The organism is Pseudomonas khavaziana, from assembly GCF_036704165.1.
Taxonomy (GTDB): domain Bacteria; phylum Pseudomonadota; class Gammaproteobacteria; order Pseudomonadales; family Pseudomonadaceae; genus Aquipseudomonas; species Aquipseudomonas khavaziana.
This window is the reverse complement of the sequence record NZ_CP129946.1, coordinates 700364-717031: the sequence shown is the minus strand read 5'-3', so window position 1 is coordinate 717031 and position 16668 is coordinate 700364. Positions and strand designations below refer to the sequence as shown.

The 16668-nt window shown below is 59.9% G+C and carries 15 protein-coding genes and 1 pseudogene; 10 read left to right on the top strand and 6 right to left on the bottom strand.

Features of this window, described 5'->3' with window-relative positions; translation table 11 throughout:
- The first annotated feature begins 458 nt into the window (after positions 1–458).
- Complete coding sequence (locus tag QYQ93_RS03145) at positions 459–2261, top strand: acyl-CoA dehydrogenase (protein WP_338476312.1); 1803 nt, start codon at positions 459–461, stop codon at positions 2259–2261.
- Here QYQ93_RS03145 and QYQ93_RS03140 read toward each other — a convergent pair.
- Both QYQ93_RS03140 and QYQ93_RS03135 read right to left on the bottom strand, forming a co-directional pair.
- Entirely contained in the window at positions 2258–2551 is a 294-nt protein-coding gene (locus tag QYQ93_RS03140) for a cell division protein ZapA (RefSeq protein WP_043047201.1), read from the bottom strand. The genes QYQ93_RS03145 and QYQ93_RS03140 overlap by 4 nt on opposite strands.
- The gene (locus QYQ93_RS03135; RefSeq protein ID WP_003187970.1) at positions 2548–2778 is read right to left on the bottom strand and encodes a hypothetical protein; all 231 of its coding nucleotides are present in this window, start codon (positions 2776–2778) and stop codon (positions 2548–2550) included. The genes QYQ93_RS03140 and QYQ93_RS03135 overlap by 4 nt, the downstream gene beginning before the upstream one ends.
- A gap of 224 nt (positions 2779–3002) precedes the next feature.
- On the opposite strand from QYQ93_RS03135, the pseudogene QYQ93_RS28500 reads away from it, so the two are divergent.
- From QYQ93_RS28500 to selO, 5 genes and pseudogenes are all read left to right on the top strand, one after another.
- Positions 3003–3779: pseudogene (locus QYQ93_RS28500) on the top strand (MCP four helix bundle domain-containing protein); the annotation flags it as partial.
- A gap of 30 nt (positions 3780–3809) precedes the next feature.
- Positions 3810–4682, top strand: coding sequence for a methyl-accepting chemotaxis protein (locus QYQ93_RS28495; RefSeq protein ID WP_372804090.1), 873 nt, complete (start codon positions 3810–3812; stop codon positions 4680–4682).
- Positions 4683–4913: 231 nt separating this feature from the next.
- Positions 4914–6656 carry a potassium/proton antiporter gene (locus tag QYQ93_RS03125; RefSeq protein ID WP_005784108.1) on the top strand — a complete coding sequence of 581 codons (1743 nt, stop codon included), beginning with the start codon at positions 4914–4916 and terminating at the stop codon, positions 6654–6656.
- A 49-nt stretch (positions 6657–6705) separates the two neighbouring features.
- Complete coding sequence (gene mscK, locus QYQ93_RS03120) at positions 6706–10089, top strand: mechanosensitive channel MscK (RefSeq protein WP_043047203.1); 3384 nt, start codon at positions 6706–6708, stop codon at positions 10087–10089.
- A 48-nt stretch (positions 10090–10137) separates the two neighbouring features.
- Positions 10138–11601: a protein adenylyltransferase SelO gene (selO, locus tag QYQ93_RS03115; RefSeq protein WP_043047204.1), complete on the top strand. Its 1464-nt coding sequence runs from the start codon at positions 10138–10140 to the stop codon at positions 11599–11601.
- Between the two features lie 4 nt (positions 11602–11605).
- On the opposite strand, the gene QYQ93_RS03110 is transcribed toward selO, so the two are convergent.
- Entirely contained in the window at positions 11606–12007 is a 402-nt protein-coding gene (locus QYQ93_RS03110; protein WP_217881289.1) for a helix-turn-helix domain-containing protein, read from the bottom strand.
- Positions 12004–12300 carry a type II toxin-antitoxin system HigB family toxin gene (locus QYQ93_RS03105; protein WP_043047206.1) on the bottom strand — a complete coding sequence of 99 codons (297 nt, stop codon included), beginning with the start codon at positions 12298–12300 and terminating at the stop codon, positions 12004–12006. Before QYQ93_RS03105 ends, QYQ93_RS03110 begins: the two co-directional genes overlap by 4 nt.
- A gap of 222 nt (positions 12301–12522) precedes the next feature.
- On the opposite strand from QYQ93_RS03105, the gene trxC reads away from it, so the two are divergent.
- Complete coding sequence (gene trxC / locus QYQ93_RS03100; RefSeq protein WP_043047207.1) at positions 12523–12957, top strand: thioredoxin TrxC; 435 nt, start codon at positions 12523–12525, stop codon at positions 12955–12957.
- A gap of 133 nt (positions 12958–13090) precedes the next feature.
- Here trxC and QYQ93_RS03095 read toward each other — a convergent pair whose 3' ends face one another.
- Both QYQ93_RS03095 and QYQ93_RS03090 read right to left on the bottom strand, forming a co-directional pair.
- Positions 13091–13315 carry a DUF6124 family protein gene (locus QYQ93_RS03095; protein ID WP_043047208.1) on the bottom strand — a complete coding sequence of 75 codons (225 nt, stop codon included), beginning with the start codon at positions 13313–13315 and terminating at the stop codon, positions 13091–13093.
- Between the two features lie 481 nt (positions 13316–13796).
- Positions 13797–14567, bottom strand: coding sequence for a ParA family protein (locus QYQ93_RS03090; RefSeq protein ID WP_043047209.1), 771 nt, complete (start codon positions 14565–14567; stop codon positions 13797–13799).
- Between the two features lie 337 nt (positions 14568–14904).
- On the opposite strand from QYQ93_RS03090, the gene QYQ93_RS03085 reads away from it, so the two are divergent.
- Genes QYQ93_RS03085 through QYQ93_RS03075 form a run of 3 tightly spaced genes read left to right on the top strand, consistent with a single transcriptional unit; the run spans position 14905 to position 16662 of the window.
- Positions 14905–15627, top strand: a complete 723-nt coding sequence (locus QYQ93_RS03085; protein WP_043047210.1) for a beta-ketoacyl synthase chain length factor — start codon at positions 14905–14907, stop codon at positions 15625–15627.
- Positions 15603–16415 carry a lysophospholipid acyltransferase family protein gene (locus QYQ93_RS03080; RefSeq protein WP_217881286.1) on the top strand — a complete coding sequence of 271 codons (813 nt, stop codon included), beginning with the start codon at positions 15603–15605 and terminating at the stop codon, positions 16413–16415. Before QYQ93_RS03085 ends, QYQ93_RS03080 begins: the two co-directional genes overlap by 25 nt.
- Positions 16393–16662, top strand: a complete 270-nt coding sequence (locus QYQ93_RS03075; protein WP_043047212.1) for a phosphopantetheine-binding protein — start codon at positions 16393–16395, stop codon at positions 16660–16662. Before QYQ93_RS03080 ends, QYQ93_RS03075 begins: the two co-directional genes overlap by 23 nt.
- Positions 16663–16668: the final 6 nt, after the last annotated feature.

Here is a 16668-nt window from a genome sequence, read left to right as displayed (position 1 = left end):
CTTTTCAAAAGTGAGCCGCTGTAAAAGCCAGCCCTTTCAAGGTCTTTGCCTAAATCGCGTCCTACGCCAATTCCAGGCTGAAATTAAGAAATAAACGAGTTGAATTTGGCTCAGCCAGCATCTCTTTTGGTCAAAAAACGATCATGTTTTGGGGCTTTTTCCAAAGACCTTGAAAGGGCTGGCTGTAAAAGCGGAACCATAAGTGGCCGTTGCCCAAATAACGGATATGTACCCAGGACGAAAACCAACATCCTGCTCGGCTGTCAGGCCGCCACGGGAGCAAGCTCCCTAGTTTGCTGCGCGACAGCGTCACATCGAAGATGTGGTGGGGGCTCCCACATTGACTGCACTTCAATTACCTGCCTGCGTTTTGCCCTTCCATCACCCAGATCAATCTTGCTATCCAGCCTATATTCACGCGCTTAGACTCAGGCCAATTCCTCCAAAGGTAAGCCGCCATGTCCGAATCGCTGCTCAGTTCCCGCAACCTGGCTTTCGAGCTGTACGAAGTTCTCGATGCCGAGGGCCTGACCCAGCGCGAGCGGTTTGCCGAACATAACCGCGAAACCTTCGATGCTGCCATCAGCACGGCGCGCAACATCGCAGAAAAGTACTTCGCCCCTCACAACCGCAAGAACGACGAAAACGAGCCACGCTATGAAAACGGCCAGGCGATCCTGATTCCGGACGTCAAACCCGCCGTGGACGCTTTCCTGGAAGCCGGCTTCCTTAACGCAGCCCGCAGTTTCGAGGCTGGCGGCATGCAGTTGCCGACCTTGCTGTCCCAAGCCTGCTTTGCCCACTTTCAATCAGCCAACGCCGCGTCAACGTCCTACCCATTCCTGACCATGGGCGCCGCCAACCTGATCGAAAGCTTTGGCACCGAAGAGCAGAAACAACGCTTCCTGCAACCGATGATCGACGGGCGTTTCTTCGGCACCATGGCCCTGACCGAGCCCCATGCTGGTTCATCCCTGTCGGATATTCGTACCCGTGCAGAACCTGCGGCTGACGGCAGTTATCGGCTCAAGGGCAACAAGATTTTCATTTCCGGCGGCGACCACTCGCTGTCGGAAAACATCGTGCATATGGTGTTGGCCAAGCTGCCCGACGCCCCTGCTGGCGTGAAAGGTATTTCGCTGTTTATCGTGCCTAAGTTCCTGGTCAACGATGACGGCAGCCTGGGCGCTCGCAACGATGTGCTGCTGGCCGGGCTGTTCCACAAGATGGGCTGGCGCGGCACCACGTCCACCGCGCTTAACTTCGGCGATCACGGCAATTGTGTCGGCTATCTGGTGGGCAAGCCGCACCAGGGCCTGAGCTATATGTTCCAGATGATGAACGAGGCGCGCATTGGCGTGGGCATGGGTGCGGTGATGCTCGGTTACGCCGGCTACCTCTACTCCCTGGACTATGCTCGCGAACGCCCCCAAGGCCGCCTGCCGGACAGCAAGGACCCGAGCACCGCGCCGGTGTCGATCATCCAGCATGCCGACATCAAGCGTATGCTGCTGACCCAGAAAGCCTATGTGGAAGGCGCCTTCGACCTCGGCCTGTACGCGGCGCGGCTATTCGACGACACCACCACCCTGCCCGCCGACGCCGAGCGCAAGCAAGCCCACGAACTGCTCGACCTGCTCACGCCTATCGTCAAATCCTGGCCCTCGGAGTTTTGCCTCAAGGCCAACGAACTGGCAATCCAGATCCTCGGTGGCCATGGCTACACCCGCGAATACCCGGTGGAGCAGTACTACCGCGACAACCGCTTGAACCCGATCCACGAAGGCACCCACGGTATCCAGTCCCTGGACTTGCTCGGGCGCAAATTGGCGCAGAACGGGGGAGCCGGTTTGAAACAATTGATCCGCTTGATCGCCGAGACCGGTACACGGGCGCAGCAGTACCCGTCACTTACTGCACTACGGGAGCCATTAGAGCAACTGGTTAATCGACTGCAAAGCGTCACCATTGGCCTGCTGACCGATCTCGCCCTGGGCAAGGTCACCAGCAGCCTGGCGAACTCGGCACTGTACTTGAAAGTGTTTGGGCATACGGTGGTCGGCTGGCGCTGGCTGGAACAGGCGATCCGCGCCGAAGAAGGGCTGGCCAAAGGCAATGCGGCCGATGCGGCCTTCTATAAGGGCAAGCTCCAGGCCGCCCGGTACTTCCTGACTTGGGAAGTACCAGGCTGCCATCATGAACTGGCGATTCTGGAGGCACGCGACGATACGTGCCTGGGAATGCAAGATGACTGGTTCTAGGGCTGCCCGATCACCTTGGAAATCACATCGACCGTGGCGCTGACTTGCTCTTGGTAACGGTCGAGTTCCTGCTGGTGCGCCTGCTGCATTTCGATCTGCTCGGCACACAGGTTCAGCGCGGCCAATACCAATAATTTGTCACCGATCAGGGTCGGGTACTTTTTCTTGGTAACCGCCAGGGAAGCCTTGAGCATGGTCACGGCATGCATCAGGGTCTGATCTTCGCCGGCCGGTGCCTTGATCGAGTAATCCTCACCGAGAATCGAAACGACCTTTATCCCCTCATTCATGCGCTGACAGGCCCTGCACTCACACGCTCAACCAGTGCCTGGATGCGAGCAGCAGTGGCGCCGTGCTTTTCTTCCTGCTCCATCAGGTTCAGTTGCAGGCTGTCGTTTTCATCCTTGGCACGGGCCAGTTCGGCCTTGAGGGATTCGTTGCTGCCCAGCAGCTCTTGATTCTGTTGTACGAGGTCGCTGACCAGTTGTTCCAATTGACTGAGGGATGCTTCTAACATTTTGATTTCTCGGGCATTTAAAAAGGGCGGTGACGATAAAGAAAATTCACCTCGGATGCCAGGGCTATCCCCGGCGTGCAGCCCGATTATTCAGGGGGCGAGCCGCACTTTCGAGCCTTAGTGACTGCATTTACCCGATCTGGTTCCTGAATCCGTCCAACCCCTCGTCAGGTGCGACAAAAGCGCGCAGCCCTTTAAGACTTTAGTCGCATGGCCGATAGCGGATGCACACCTCGTCTCACGGCCGCATGGATCGCGCTTTCCCCCAGGATTCCAGCATGTCACTTCGTAATATGAATATCGCTCCGAGGGCCTTCCTCGGCTTTGCGTTTATTGGCGCCCTGATGTTGTTGCTCGGTGTGTTCGCGCTCAACCAGATGAGCAAGATCCGTGCAGCTACCGAAGACATCACCTCGGCCAGCGTGCCCAGCATTCGTGCCCTCGACGAGTTCACCCAACTGACCCTGCGCTTGCGCGTGTTGTCGTACCGTTTGCTGACCAACCGCGAGCCTGATGTTCAGCAAAAAACCCTGGAAGCCTTCGATGTGCGCAACCAGCAGATCCATACCGCCCAGGGCGTCTACGAGAAACTGATCGAAAGCAGCGAAGAGCGTTCTACCTACAATGAGTACGTGCGCCTGCTGGGCCAGTACCACCAGATTGAAGAGCGCATGAAGAGCCTGTCGCGCGCCAACCAGACTGACGAGTTGCGCACCCTGCTTAACACCGAGCTGCTGAACAACTCCGAGCAAGTCAACGCGGTGCTCAACCGCTTGCTGGAAATCAACAATACGATGGCCAATGACACCAACCAGCAAGCCAAGGACCAATACGACCTGGCTTTTAACCTGGTAGTGGGCCTGCTGGTGGTTGCCACGGCGCTGACAGTACTGTTTGCCTGGTTGCTGACCCGCAGCATCACCCTGCCCATCGCCCGCGCCCTTGAAGCGGCGGAAGAAGTCGCCGAAGGCAACCTGACGCGTCCGATTACCGTGGACGGTAACGACGAAGCCGGCCGCCTGCTGGCCGCCATGGCCAAGATGCAAAACAAGCTGCGCGATACCCTGCAGCGCATCGCCGGCTCCGCCACGCAACTGGCCTCTGCTGCCGAGGAGCTGAACGCCGTCACCGACGAAAGCGCCCGCGGCCTGACCCAGCAAAACAATGAAATCGAACAAGCCGCCACCGCCGTCAACGAGATGACCAGCGCCGTGGAAGAAGTTGCCCGCAATGCGGTCAGCACGTCCGAGGCCTCGCGCAACGCCACCACCTCCGCCGGTGACGGTCGTGACCTGGTGCAGGAAACCGTCAGTGCCATCGAACGCATGAGCGCCGATGTACAAGCCACCGCCTCCTTGATCGGCGACCTGGCCAATGAATCGCGGGATATCGGCAAGGTGCTGGACGTGATTCGCGGCCTGGCCGACCAGACCAACCTGCTGGCCCTGAACGCGGCAATTGAAGCCGCACGGGCCGGGGAAGCCGGGCGCGGTTTCGCCGTAGTGGCCGATGAAGTGCGGGCCCTGGCCCACCGCACCCAGCAGTCCACCAGCGAGATCGAGCGCATGATCGGCAGCATCCAGACGGGTACCGAGCATGCGGTGGATTCGATGCGCAATAGCACCGAGCGGGCCGAATCGACGCTGAACATCGCCAAAGGCGCGGGCATGTCGTTGGATACCATCAACACCGCGATTGTCGAGATCAACGAGCGCAACCTCGTCATCGCCAGCGCGGCGGAAGAACAGGCCCAGGTGGCGCGGGAAGTAGATCGCAACCTGGTGAATATTCGCGATCTGTCGGTGCAATCCGCTACGGGCGCCAGCCAGACCAGCGCCGCGAGCAGTGAATTGTCGCGCCTGGCAGTGGACCTGAACGGGATGGTAGGCCGCTTCCGTCTCTAACTGACTGCACTTGAAAATGTGGGAGGGGGCTTGCCCCCGATTGCGGTATATCAGTCAACTTATCTGTAGCTGACCCACCGTCATCGGGGGCAAGCCCCCTCCCACATTTGCTTCCGCGAAAATTCAGAAAAAGCTTTTTGACAGTGCAGCAATTCAACAGGTTAGAATCCCTGGCACGCAGACTGCATGGTCAGTTTGCGCCCCCGTCTTCCCTGCTCTGGAGTATTGCCTTTGAATGCGACGACCATCAACAGCCTGTTCTTGATCGGCGCGTTGCTGGTGAGTGCGAGCATTCTGGTGAGCTCCCTTTCGTCCCGCCTGGGTATCCCGATCCTGGTGATCATCCTGGCCGTGGGCATGACCGCTGGTGTCGATGGCGGCGGCATCATTTTCGATAACTACCCGACCGCCTACCTGGTAGGCAACCTCGCCCTGGCCGTGATTCTGCTCGACGGCGGGTTGCGTACACGGGTGGCGAGCTTCCGTGTGGCGCTGTGGCCGGCCTTGTCCCTGGCCACGGTGGGGGTGTTGATTACCACCGGCCTCACGGGCATGGCCGCGGCCTGGCTGTTCGACCTCAATATCATCCAGGGCTTGCTGATTGGCGCCATCGTCGGTTCCACGGACGCCGCAGCGGTGTTCTCGCTGCTAGGCGGCAAGGGTCTCAACGAACGGGTCAGCGCCAGCCTGGAAATCGAATCCGGCAGCAACGACCCGATGGCGGTGTTTCTCACCGTCACTCTGATCGACATGCTCGCCAGCGGCCAGACCGGCCTGCACTGGAGCCTGCTCACGCACCTTATCCGTGAGTTCGGCATCGGTGGCCTGGTGGGCCTGGGCGGCGGCTGGCTGATGCTGCAGCTGGTCAACCGTATCAACCTGGCCAACGGCCTCTACCCGATCCTCGTGATTGCCGGCGGCCTGTTTGTCTTCGCCCTGACCAACGCCTTGCACGGCAGCGGCTTCCTGGCCGTGTACCTGTGCGGGCTGGTGATCGGCAACCGCCCGGTGCGCAGCCGCCATGGCATTTTGCACATGCTCGATGGCATGGCCTGGCTGGCGCAGATCGGCATGTTCCTGGTGCTGGGCCTTTTGGTCACGCCCCATGACCTGCTGCCCATCGCCTTGCCGGCCCTGGGCCTGGCGCTGTGGATGATCCTGTTTGCGCGGCCGTTGTCGGTGATGGTCGGCCTGTTACCGTTCAAGGCCTTCCACGGTCGCGAAAAAGCCTTTATCGCCTGGGTCGGCCTGCGCGGCGCGGTGCCGATCATTCTCGCGGTGTTCCCGCTGATGGCCGGCCTGCCCCATGCACAGCTGTACTTCAACCTGGCGTTCTTTATCGTATTGGTCTCGCTGCTGGTGCAGGGCACCAGCCTGCCGTGGGTGGCCAAGTTGCTCAAAGTCACCGTACCGCCGGACCCGGCGCCGATTTCTCGCGCAGCCTTGGAAGTGCACGTCACCAGCGAGTGGGAGCTGTTCGTGTACCGCCTGGGCGCGGAGAAGTGGTGCATCGGTGCAGCCCTGCGCGAGCTGAAAATGCCCGAAGGCACGCGCATCGCCGCGCTGTTCCGGGGCCAGCAACTGCTCCATCCGTCGGGTAGTACGGTGCTTGAAGTCGACGATCTGCTCTGTGTAATCGGCCATGAACACAACCTGCCGGCCCTGGGCAAACTGTTCAGCCAGGCACCGCAGCGCGGCCTCGATCTGCGCTTCTTCGGCGACTTCGTGCTCGAAGGCGACGCCCAGCTGGGCGCGGTTTCAGCCCTGTACGGGCTCAAGCTGGAGGGTATCGACCCAGACATGCCATTGAGCCGCTTCATTACCCAGAAGGTCGGCGGCGCACCGGTGGTAGGCGACCAGGTGGAATGGAACAACACCATCTGGACCGTCGCGGTCATGGACGGGAACAAGATAGGCAAAGTCGGCGTCAGATTCCCCGAAGGAAGTCGCCCGGGCCCCGGACTCTTCCTCTAAACTGCGGGGCAATAACGCCCCGATTCTTCACCTTGCAAGACCGGTCTCTATGCCAACCCTGCGCACTTTTCTCGCCACTGCCCTGCTGGGCCTGACCCTTTGTGTCGGCAACGTACACGCCGCCGACCCGCCCAGCGCCGACGCCATCCAGCAAAACCTGGATAAACTGCCCGATCGCAAGCTGCCCGACGCCGACATGAAGGCATTGCAGGCGATCCTGCAGCAGACCCTGACCTACCTGGGCAACAAGCAGGATTACGAACAGCGCCTGGCCGACCTCAAGCGCCAGCTGGAAGAGGCACCGCGCCAGACCACCGAGAACCAGCGTGAGCTGACCCGGCTCAAGGCCACCAAGGTCATCCCGGTTGCCCAACGCTACGCCACCCTACCGGTGCCGCAACTCGAACAATTGCTGGTGCAGCGCACCACCCAGCAAGGCGATCTGCAAAAAGAGCTGGCCGAGGCCAACAGCCTGACCATCGCTGCCCAGACCCGCCCCGAGCGCGCCCAGACCGAAATCAGCAGCAGCCAGACGCGCATCCAGCAGATCAACGCCACGCTCAAGCTCGGCAAAGACAACGGCAAGGCCCTCAGTGGCGACCAGCGCAACCAGTTGAACGCCGAGCTGGCGGCCCTGAATGCACTGATCCCACTGCGCCGCCAGGAATTGGCCGGCAACAGCCAGCTGCAAGACCTGGGCAACAGCCAGCATGACCTGATCCAGGAAAAAACCGCGCGCCTGGAGCAGGAAATCCAGGACCTGCAAACCCTGATCAACCAGAAACGCCTGGCCCAGTCCCAGCAAACCGTGACCCAACAGTCCATCGAAGCGCAGAAAGCCGGCGGCAGCAGCATCCTTGCCAAGGAAAGCGCAGATAACCTGAAGCTGTCCGACTACCTGCTCAAGAGCACTGACCGTCTCAATGATCTGACCCAGAAGAACCTGCAGACCAAGCAGCAACTGGACACGGTCAACCAAAGCGATTCGGCCCTGGATGAGCAGATCAACGTGCTCAAGGGCAGCCTGCTGCTGTCCAAGATTCTGTATAAACAGAAACAGGCCCTGCCACGCCTTACCGTGGACCGCGACCTGGCCGACGATATCGCCAACATTCGCCTGTACCAGTTCGAGGTCAATCAGCAGCGCGAATTGATCAGCTCCCCCAGCGCCTATGTGGATAAGCTGCTGGCCGACCAGCCGCCGGACGAGGTCACCCCACAACTGCGTCGCACCTTGCTGGAGCTGGCCATTACCCGCAGTGACTTGCTCGAACGTCTGGGCCGCGAGCTGAGTGCACTGCTTAACGAATCCATCACCCTGCAACTGAACCAGAAACAACTGCTCAGCACCGCCACGACCCTGCGCGCCACGCTTGATGAGCAAATGTTCTGGATCCCGAGCAACAAGCCGCTGGACACCGAATGGCTGGAAACCGTGCCGGCGCACCTGAGCAAGCAAGTCGCCACCCTGCCCTGGGCGTCCAGTGTCAGCGAACTGTATGACGGCCTGACCCAGCGCCCGTTGCTGTTCCTGCCGCTGCTGCTGTTGATCGGCGCGCTGTTGTGGCGACGCAGTGCGCTGTATGTGCGCCTGAAAAAGGTGCACCTGGACATCGGCCACTTCAAGCGCGACAGCCAGTGGCACACGCCCCAGGCCATCCTGATCAATGTCCTGCTGGCCATGCCGGTGGCCCTGGGCCTGGCGCTGTGCGGCTATGCGCTGCAGATTGACGCCCGCGGGCAAAACGCCAACCTGGGCTCGGCCCTGCTGCAGATCGCCCAGGCGTGGCTGGTGTTCTACACCGCCTACCGGATCCTGGCGCCGGGCGGTGTAGCCGAACTGCACTTTCGCTGGGAAAAGCCCCAGGTCGAGTTCCTGCAAGGCTGGGTGCGCAAGCTCGGCCTGGTGGTATTGGCCTTGGTGGCCGTGGTTGCGATTGCCGAGCACCAGCCGGCGGCACTGGCCGAAGACGTGCTGGGCATCGCCGTGGTGCTCACCTGCTATGCGCTGATGGCATGGTTGCTGAGCCGCCTGCTGCTCAACAGCCCAACCCACGAAAAAGCCTCGCTGTTTCGCAAGGCCATCGGGCTGCTGTTCACCGCCCTGCCGGTGGCGCTGTTTATTGCCGTGTGCTTTGGCTACTACTACACCGCACTGAAACTCAGCGACCGGCTGATCAACACTCTGTACTTGCTGATGCTCTGGCTGGTGATCGAGGCCACCTTTGTACGTTGGCTAAGCGTCGCCGCCCGGCGCCTGGCCTACGCCCGGGCGCTGGCCAAACGCCAGGCCGCCAAGGACGCCGGTGAAGGCGAGGCCGTGGTGGAAGAGCCAATACTGGACATCGAAAAGGTCAATGAACAATCCTTGCGCCTGATCCGCCTGGCCCTGCTCGGCGGCTTTATCGCGGCGTTGTACTGGGTGTGGTCGGACCTGATCTCGGTATTTTCCTACCTGGATAACGTCACCCTGTACGAATACACCAGCGGTACCGGTGCGAATATCAGCATGGTGCCTATCAGCATCGGTGACCTGCTCGGCGCGTCGATCATCATCGGCATCACCTTCGCCCTGGCGCGCAACCTGCCCGGCCTGCTGGAAGTACTGGTGCTGTCCAAGCTGGACCTGGCCCAGGGCAGCGCCTACGCCACCACCACCTTGCTGTCCTACATCATTGCCGGCGTGGGCTTTGTGACCACGCTCTCTACCCTCGGTGTGAGCTGGGACAAGTTGCAATGGCTGGTGGCCGCGCTGTCGGTGGGCCTCGGTTTCGGCATGCAGGAGATCTTCGCCAACTTCATCTCCGGCATCATGATCCTGTTCGAACGCCCGGTACGCATTGGTGACACCATCACCATCGGCAACCTGTCGGGGACGGTGAGCAAGATCCGCATTCGCGCCACCACCATCACCGACTTCGACAACAAGGACATCATTGTCCCGAACAAGACCTTCATTACCGGGCAACTGATCAACTGGTCGCTGACAGACACCATCACTCGGGTGACCCTCAAACTCGGGGTGGACTACGGCTCAGACCTGGACCTGGTGAAGGAATTGTTACTGAAGGCCGCACGGGAAAACCCACGGGTACTGAAAGAGCCCGAACCCCATGTGTACTTCCTCAACTTCGGCGAAAGCACCCTGGACCACGAGCTGCGCATGCACGTACGCGACCTCGGCGATCGCAACCCGGTGCTGGATGAGGTCAACCGCTTTATCAACCGTGAGTTCAAGAAACAGCACATCAACATCTCGTTCCGGCAGATGGAGATCTACCTGAAAAACCTCCACGGCCAGGAGTACAAACTGGTGCCGGCCGACGATGAGCGCAAGACCATTGCCGAGCCCCTCGATAAGCCCGACGCACCGGAGCCACCCGCGGGCAAAGTGGTGGATGCGCCGGAGCCGCCACCGAGCAAACTCGACTAAACGCCCTATCCCCAGCAGAATGCTCGGACATTCTGCTGGAGATGGCCGGTGAAAGCCCTCGACGAACTGACCTTCGACAACCGCTTCGCACGTCTGGGCGACGCGTTCTCTACCCACGTATTGCCAGAGCCCCTGGACGAACCGCGCCTGGTGGTAGCAAGCAAGGCCGCCATGGCCCTGCTGGACCTCGACCCGGTCGTGGCCGAAACATCGGTATTTGCCGAACTGTTTGGCGGCCACAAGCTGTGGGCCGAGGCAGAACCTCGGGCGATGGTCTATTCCGGGCATCAGTTCGGCGGCTACACGCCGCAACTGGGTGATGGCCGTGGGCTACTGCTGGGCGAGGTGTACAACCAGGCCGGCGAGCATTGGGACCTGCACCTCAAGGGCGCCGGGATGACGCCTTATTCACGCATGGGCGACGGGCGTGCGGTGTTGCGCTCTTCGATTCGTGAATTCCTCGCCTCCGAAGCCCTGCATGCGCTGGGCATCCCCAGCAGCCGCGCCCTGTGCGTGATCGGCTCGAGCACCCCGGTATGGCGTGAAAAACAGGAACGCGGCGCCATGGTTCTGCGTCTGGCCCAGAGCCATATCCGCTTCGGGCATTTCGAATACTTCTACTACACCAAGAAACCCGAACAGCACGCCGAGCTGGCCGAGCACGTGCTGAACCTGCACTACCCCGAATGCCGCGAGCAGCCTGAGCCGTACCTGGCGATGTTCCGCGAAATCGTCGAGCGCAATGCCGAGATGATCGCCAAATGGCAGGCGTATGGTTTTTGCCATGGCGTGATGAACACCGACAACATGTCGATCCTGGGCATCACCTTCGACTTCGGGCCGTTTGCGTTCCTTGACGACTTTGATGCGCACTTCATCTGCAACCATTCCGATCATGAGGGGCGTTACTCATTCAGTAACCAAGTGCCGATCGGGCAGTGGAACCTCAGCGCGCTGGCCCAGGCGCTTACGCCGTTTATCAGCGTTGACGCCTTGAAAGAAGCGCTTGGCCTGTACTTGCCGTTCTACCAGGCCCACTACCTGGACCTGATGCGCCGCCGGTTGGGCCTGATCACCGCCGAAGACGATGACCAGAAGCTGGTGGAGGGCTTGCTCAAGCTGATGCAGAACAGTGGCGTGGACTACACGTTGTTCTTCCGGCGCCTGGGCGATGAGTCCGCCGAGCTTGCAGTGAAGCGGTTGCGCGATGACTTTGTCGACCTGGCCGGGTTTGATGCCTGGGCCGAGCTATACAAAGCTCGTGTTGCGCGAGATGGGGATGACAGCCAGGAACAGCGCCGTGAGCGCATGCATGCGGTGAACCCGCTCTATATCCTGCGCAACTACCTGGCACAAAACGCCATTGCCGCCGCCGAGGCGGGGGACTACAGCGAAGTGCGACGGCTGCATGAGGTGCTTTGCAAACCGTTTGAGGAACAAGCGGGAATGGAGCAGTACGCGCAGCGGCCGCCGGATTGGGGCAAGCATTTGGAGATCAGTTGTTCGTCTTGACCCCTTAGATAAAGGTCTCCACAGACACCCCAAAACGCTCGGCCAGCCAACGAATCTGGCGCACGTTGAGCTGGCGTTTTCCGCTCAATACCTCAGAGACGACTGATTGCGCCCCGACCCCCGGAAGGTCGCTCTGGGTGAGGTTGTGCTCGCGCATCATGTAGCGCAGCACATCGACCCCGCTGGCGACAGGCATTGGGCGATGCTCGCGATCATAAGCTTCGATCCAGTCGCTCAGAATATCGACCAGGCTCATCAGTGGGCTGTCCTCGTCTTCACCCACCATGCTCAACAACTCATCCAAACCGCACACCAGTGCGTCGTAGTCTGCCTCGTTTTCCGGCTTGCGCAGCACAGGTGAAACGAATTGCCAGTGCTCTGCCGCCACTCGCATAAGTGCGCTCATCTGATTTTTTCCTTCCATTTGTCCTTCTCATAATCGCGATGGTCAAGCAGGTGCTTGATGTAAACGCGCTGCATTCGATACTGCACCGACGCAATCAACCTCAGCTTGTTACCGCCAATATCAAACACATGAAATTCACCTACCTTGTCCGTGGCGGGAAACATGGCTTTCATCGCAGCGAAGTCCTTGGGGGCGTTGCGCTTGATCACGCGATACCACTGATCCAGGGCGGTTGCCGAGCGCGGCCATTTTCCCTTTGCTTCCCAGATCCTGCTTTCACTGATGACTCGCATGCAACGTCCTTATCGCATCTTGCTATGAAGGTTAAGCCTGAATTCGAACTATCGCAATTTGCTATAGCCGCAAACAGACCGGTGGCGCACAACAAAAAGCCTAGCCACGCGAATCATCCCGCAGCGGGCGAAAATGTGAGCGAATAAGTCGCTGTATCTAACCTTGATAAACCCCACTCCCGGCACCAAATACATCTATTGGCCAGACTCCAGGAGCCTCCGATGTCCGAACCACTTGTAATCCCCTGCCCTCATTGCAACGGCCTCAACCGCATCCCAGGCGAACGCCTGGGTGATGCGCCCAAGTGCGGGCGTTGCAAGCAGCCGGTGTTGTTGAACAAGCCCTTTGAATTGAAACAAGGCGACTACACCAGCCAGATCAAGGGCGACCTGCCGCTCTTGGTCGATGTGTGGGCCGACTGGTGCGGGCCGTGCAAGTCGTTTGCGCCGGTATTCGAACAGGCCGCCGGACAGCTTGAAGGCAAGTGCCGGTTGGCGAAGCTGGACAGTGAGGCTAATCAGCAGCTGTCGGCGCAGTTGGGGATTCGTTCGATTCCCAGTTTGATTCTGTTCAAGAACGGCCGCGAAGTAGCGCGCCAGAGTGGGGCCTTTCCGTTGCCGCAGCTGATGAGCTGGTTGCGTAGTCAGGGCGTATAACCACCCCTTCAGAACACCGCTGGACAGTGTGGGAGGGCGCTTGCTCCCGATATAGCAGTGGACCAGTCAGCTTATCAGGTGACTGACACACCGCCATCGGGAGCAAGCCCCCTCCCACATTTTTGACCGCGTTTCAGCTTTGGGGGAGTGGGGCTTCGCGGTCCATCATCTGGGCGACCAGCATGACGCCCAGTTCGCTTAACTGGTGGATAGCCAGGGCCACATCGCGGTGTTCGCCTGTGAGATCGTTGGACAAGTTGAGTAATAGCGTGCGCACGGAAGAGAAGGTTTCGTAGCTGTTCAGAACTAGAGCTTCGGTGGGCAGGTTGGGCGACACATTGAAAAGGCTGATAGACATGCATTTGTTCCCTGATAGGGCCACTACCGTTTCGCTACTAAACGAAGGGTGGCAGCTGTACGCAGGTTAGTAGACCGGGGAACAAAGCAAAGACCGGCGCACCCGAGGGTGCCCTGCATACAGCCACCATCAGATAGGCGATAAACGCCATGCTTTTGGAGCGGTACAAATGCTTTGGTCGGTCGGGCTACTAAACCCGATCACTGAACATTCAGCGACCGGCAAACCTTAGAGACGCCCATCCAGACGCACAAGCCGGCGGATTCTGGCGTAGCTGTAGGCAAGGTTACAAGGCACAAGTCCCAATGCCAGACTGGTCCTACAGCCTATGTGGGACAAATCCAATCCCCGACTGAAATGCAATCAAAATGTGGGAGGGGGCTTGCTCCCGATAGCGATGTATCAGCCAAATATCTACTGACTGACCTACTGCCATCGGGAGCAAGCCCCCTCCCACATTGGATCTGTGTGGCACTTGAGATCAGGCGTTTTCCAAGAGGTTGTGCAATTGCACAAACTGCTGGGTCAGCTTGTGCCGTGGATCGAGGTGGATCAGCGGCTTGCTCTCCTGGTGCGACTCACGCATACGCACCGAACTGGCCAGGTACACCGGCAGCACCGGTAACCCTTCGGCAATCAGTTCATCCAGAATCTGCTGCGGCAGGCTCGCCCGGGCCTGAAACTGGTTGACCACAATACCTTCCACTTCCAGGCCCTCGTTATGGTCGTCCTTGAGCTCTTCGATTTCCGCCAGCAGGCCATACAGGGCCTGGCGCGAAAAGCTGTCGCAATCGAAGGGAATCAACACACGATCAGCGGCAATCAGCGCCGAAACCGCATAGAAATTCAGCGCGGGTGGGGTATCGAGATAAATCCGGTCGTAATCCTCGCTCAACTCATCCAGCAGCTTTCGCAACTTGTTGATCTTGTGCTTGGCTTCGAGCTTGGGCTGCAGGTCTGCCAGCTCGGCGGTGGCGGTGATCACGTGCAGGTTGTCGAACGGCGTTTCGTAGATATCCACCTTGTTCTTCTTCGAAAACGGCCCGGAAGACAGGGTTTGCTTGAAAAAGTCGGCGATTCCCATGGGAATATCGTCGCCGGTCAAGCCGGTGAGATACTGGGTCGAGTTGGCTTGCGCATCGAGGTCCACCAACAGGGTCCGGTAACCTTCGCTGGCGCTGACGGCCGCCAGGTTGCAGGCGATGCTGGACTTGCCAACGCCGCCCTTCTGATTGAACACCACACGCCGCATGGAAAAACCTCCGTGTATCAATGAATGCCCGAGTGTAGAGCGCAAAAGCGCCTGTTAGCTACCTCCTTCATCCATGTGTAGCTGCATAACACCACGAGCGCGGCATCTGTCTCACAAATGAATAGGAAGGCTCCGACAATCCCGCTCGTTCATGGATCACCGACAATCTGTAAATTCTTCCAACTTATTTGTGATCAACAGTGAACAAATTTTCACCAATATTTGCTAGAACCCCACGGCACCGGGATAATGCGCGCCATTCGGCCATCGCTGCCTGTCCCGGTATTCGGGGCTACCGGCCGCACATGGAAGCCCGCAGGGGCGGGATAACTTCTCAGTGATCAACTTCAACATCGCCCAATGGCGCGCCTGGGCTCCTGGCCTGGAGACTGCGGACGACTGGCACGCCTGGTGCCGGGCCCCGGTGTTGCTGCCTGTCAGTGAAGCCTCGCCGGATGTGTCATTTTTGCCAGCGATGCAACGCCGCCGCCTCAGCCGCCTGGCGCGCATGGCCTTCAGTGTGGGCTGGCCACTGGCCGAGGGCTTGCAGGATTTGCCCCTGGTGTTTATCTCCCGGCACGGCGAAACCCCGCGCACTTTCGATATTCTGACCGACCTGGCCAACGACCAGCCGCTGTCGCCGACCCAGTTCAGCCTGTCGGTGCACAACGCAGTGATCGGCCTGTGGTCGATCCTGCGCAATGAAACCACTGAAATGACCGCCCTCGCCGCCGCAGGCGATGGCCTGGAGCATGGCCTGCTCGAAGCCGCCGCACTGCTCAATGAAGGGGCCCCGGCGGTGCTGCTGGTGATCACCGAAGAACAGCCGCCCGAAGCCTACGCCGGTTGGATCGATGACGTGCCATTCCCTTATGCCCTCGGCCTGTTGCTGACCCCGGGCGACGAGTGGCAGTTGGAACTCACCACCGGCACTGTCCAACCCTCCACCATCGCCCAGTGGCCCCACGCCCTGAACCTGCTGCGCACCCTGTTGACCGAACAGGGCGCCTGCCAACATGCCTGGAAGAACCGCGTATGGAACTGGCAACGCAAGCCCTGACCGACAAGCCCCGGGACGCCTACTACTGGCGCCTGTTCGCCACCGCCGCGAGTTTTTTTGTGTTCGGCGTGGGCGGGCTGTGCCTGCGTTTGCTGGTGTTTCCGCTGCTCAGTTGTCTGCCGGGCGACGCCACGCAGCACCAGCGGCGCGCACGCCACACCATCAGTTGCCTGTTCTGGTTCTTTATCCGCTTGATGAAATCCCTGGGCATCCTCACGTTCAGCGTCGAGGGCGCCGACAAGCTTGGGCGCCCCGGGCAAATGATCGTCGCCAACCACCCGTCGCTGATCGACGTGGTGTTCCTGATCGGTCTGATGCGCCAGACCAACTGCGTGGTCAAGCAGAGCCTGTTCCAGAACCCGTTCACCCGCGGCCCGGTGCGCGATGCCGGCTATATCAGCAACGACGGCAGCGCCGACATGCTCGACGCGGCTGCCGACGCCCTGCGCGCCGGCCAGACCCTGATCATCTTTCCCGAAGGCACCCGCACCACGCCGGGCGCGGCGCCTGCCTTTCATCGCGGTGGCGCAGCCATTGCCCTGCGCGGTGCGACAATCATCACCCCGGTGGTGATCAAGGTCAGCCCCACCACCCTGACCAAGGCCGAACCCTGGTATCGCATCCCTAAACGTCGATTTCACTTCAGTTTGCGCGTGGGGGCCGATATAGAGCCACAAGCGTTTGCCGCGCTCGGCCCCGCGCCCCAGGCTTCACGCAAGCTCAACGATTACCTGCATCACTATTTCATTAAGGAGCTCGCCGAAGATGAGCGACCAACACCGCCTTGAGCACGAGATAAAAGAGCTGATCATCGAGGCCCTGGGCCTGGAAGACATCAGCGCCGACGATATTGGCAGCGATCAGACCCTGTTCGGCGAAGGCCTGGGCCTGGACTCGGTCGACGCCCTGGAATTGGGCCTGGCGATCCAGAAAACCTACGGCATCAAGATCGATGCCGACGCCAAGGACACCCGCAATCATTTCACCAACGTGGCCAGCCTTGCGGCGTTCGTCACGGCCCGACAGGCAGCTTGAGACCGT

Bases quoted from the DNA above. Each gene is read 5' to 3' on its own strand.
- QYQ93_RS03080 (WP_217881286.1), top strand. From the start codon at position 15,603: ATGGAACTGGCAACGCAAGCCCTGACCGACAAGCCCCGGGACGCCTAC.
- trxC (WP_043047207.1), top strand. From the start codon at position 12,523: ATGTCCGAACCACTTGTAATCCCCTGCCCTCATTGCAACGGCCTCAAC.
- QYQ93_RS03095 (WP_043047208.1), bottom strand. From the start codon at position 13,315: ATGTCTATCAGCCTTTTCAATGTGTCGCCCAACCTGCCCACCGAAGCT.
- QYQ93_RS03105 (WP_043047206.1), bottom strand. From the start codon at position 12,300: ATGCGAGTCATCAGTGAAAGCAGGATCTGGGAAGCAAAGGGAAAATGG.
- mscK (WP_043047203.1), top strand. From the start codon at position 6,706: ATGCCAACCCTGCGCACTTTTCTCGCCACTGCCCTGCTGGGCCTGACC.
- QYQ93_RS03075 (WP_043047212.1), top strand. From the start codon at position 16,393: ATGAGCGACCAACACCGCCTTGAGCACGAGATAAAAGAGCTGATCATC.
- QYQ93_RS03145 (WP_338476312.1), top strand. From the start codon at position 459: ATGTCCGAATCGCTGCTCAGTTCCCGCAACCTGGCTTTCGAGCTGTAC.
- QYQ93_RS03140 (WP_043047201.1), bottom strand. From the start codon at position 2,551: ATGAATGAGGGGATAAAGGTCGTTTCGATTCTCGGTGAGGATTACTCG.
- QYQ93_RS03135 (WP_003187970.1), bottom strand. From the start codon at position 2,778: ATGTTAGAAGCATCCCTCAGTCAATTGGAACAACTGGTCAGCGACCTC.
- QYQ93_RS28495 (WP_372804090.1), top strand. From the start codon at position 3,810: ATGGCCAAGATGCAAAACAAGCTGCGCGATACCCTGCAGCGCATCGCC.
- QYQ93_RS03090 (WP_043047209.1), bottom strand. From the start codon at position 14,567: ATGCGGCGTGTGGTGTTCAATCAGAAGGGCGGCGTTGGCAAGTCCAGC.
- QYQ93_RS03110 (WP_217881289.1), bottom strand. From the start codon at position 12,007: ATGAGCGCACTTATGCGAGTGGCGGCAGAGCACTGGCAATTCGTTTCA.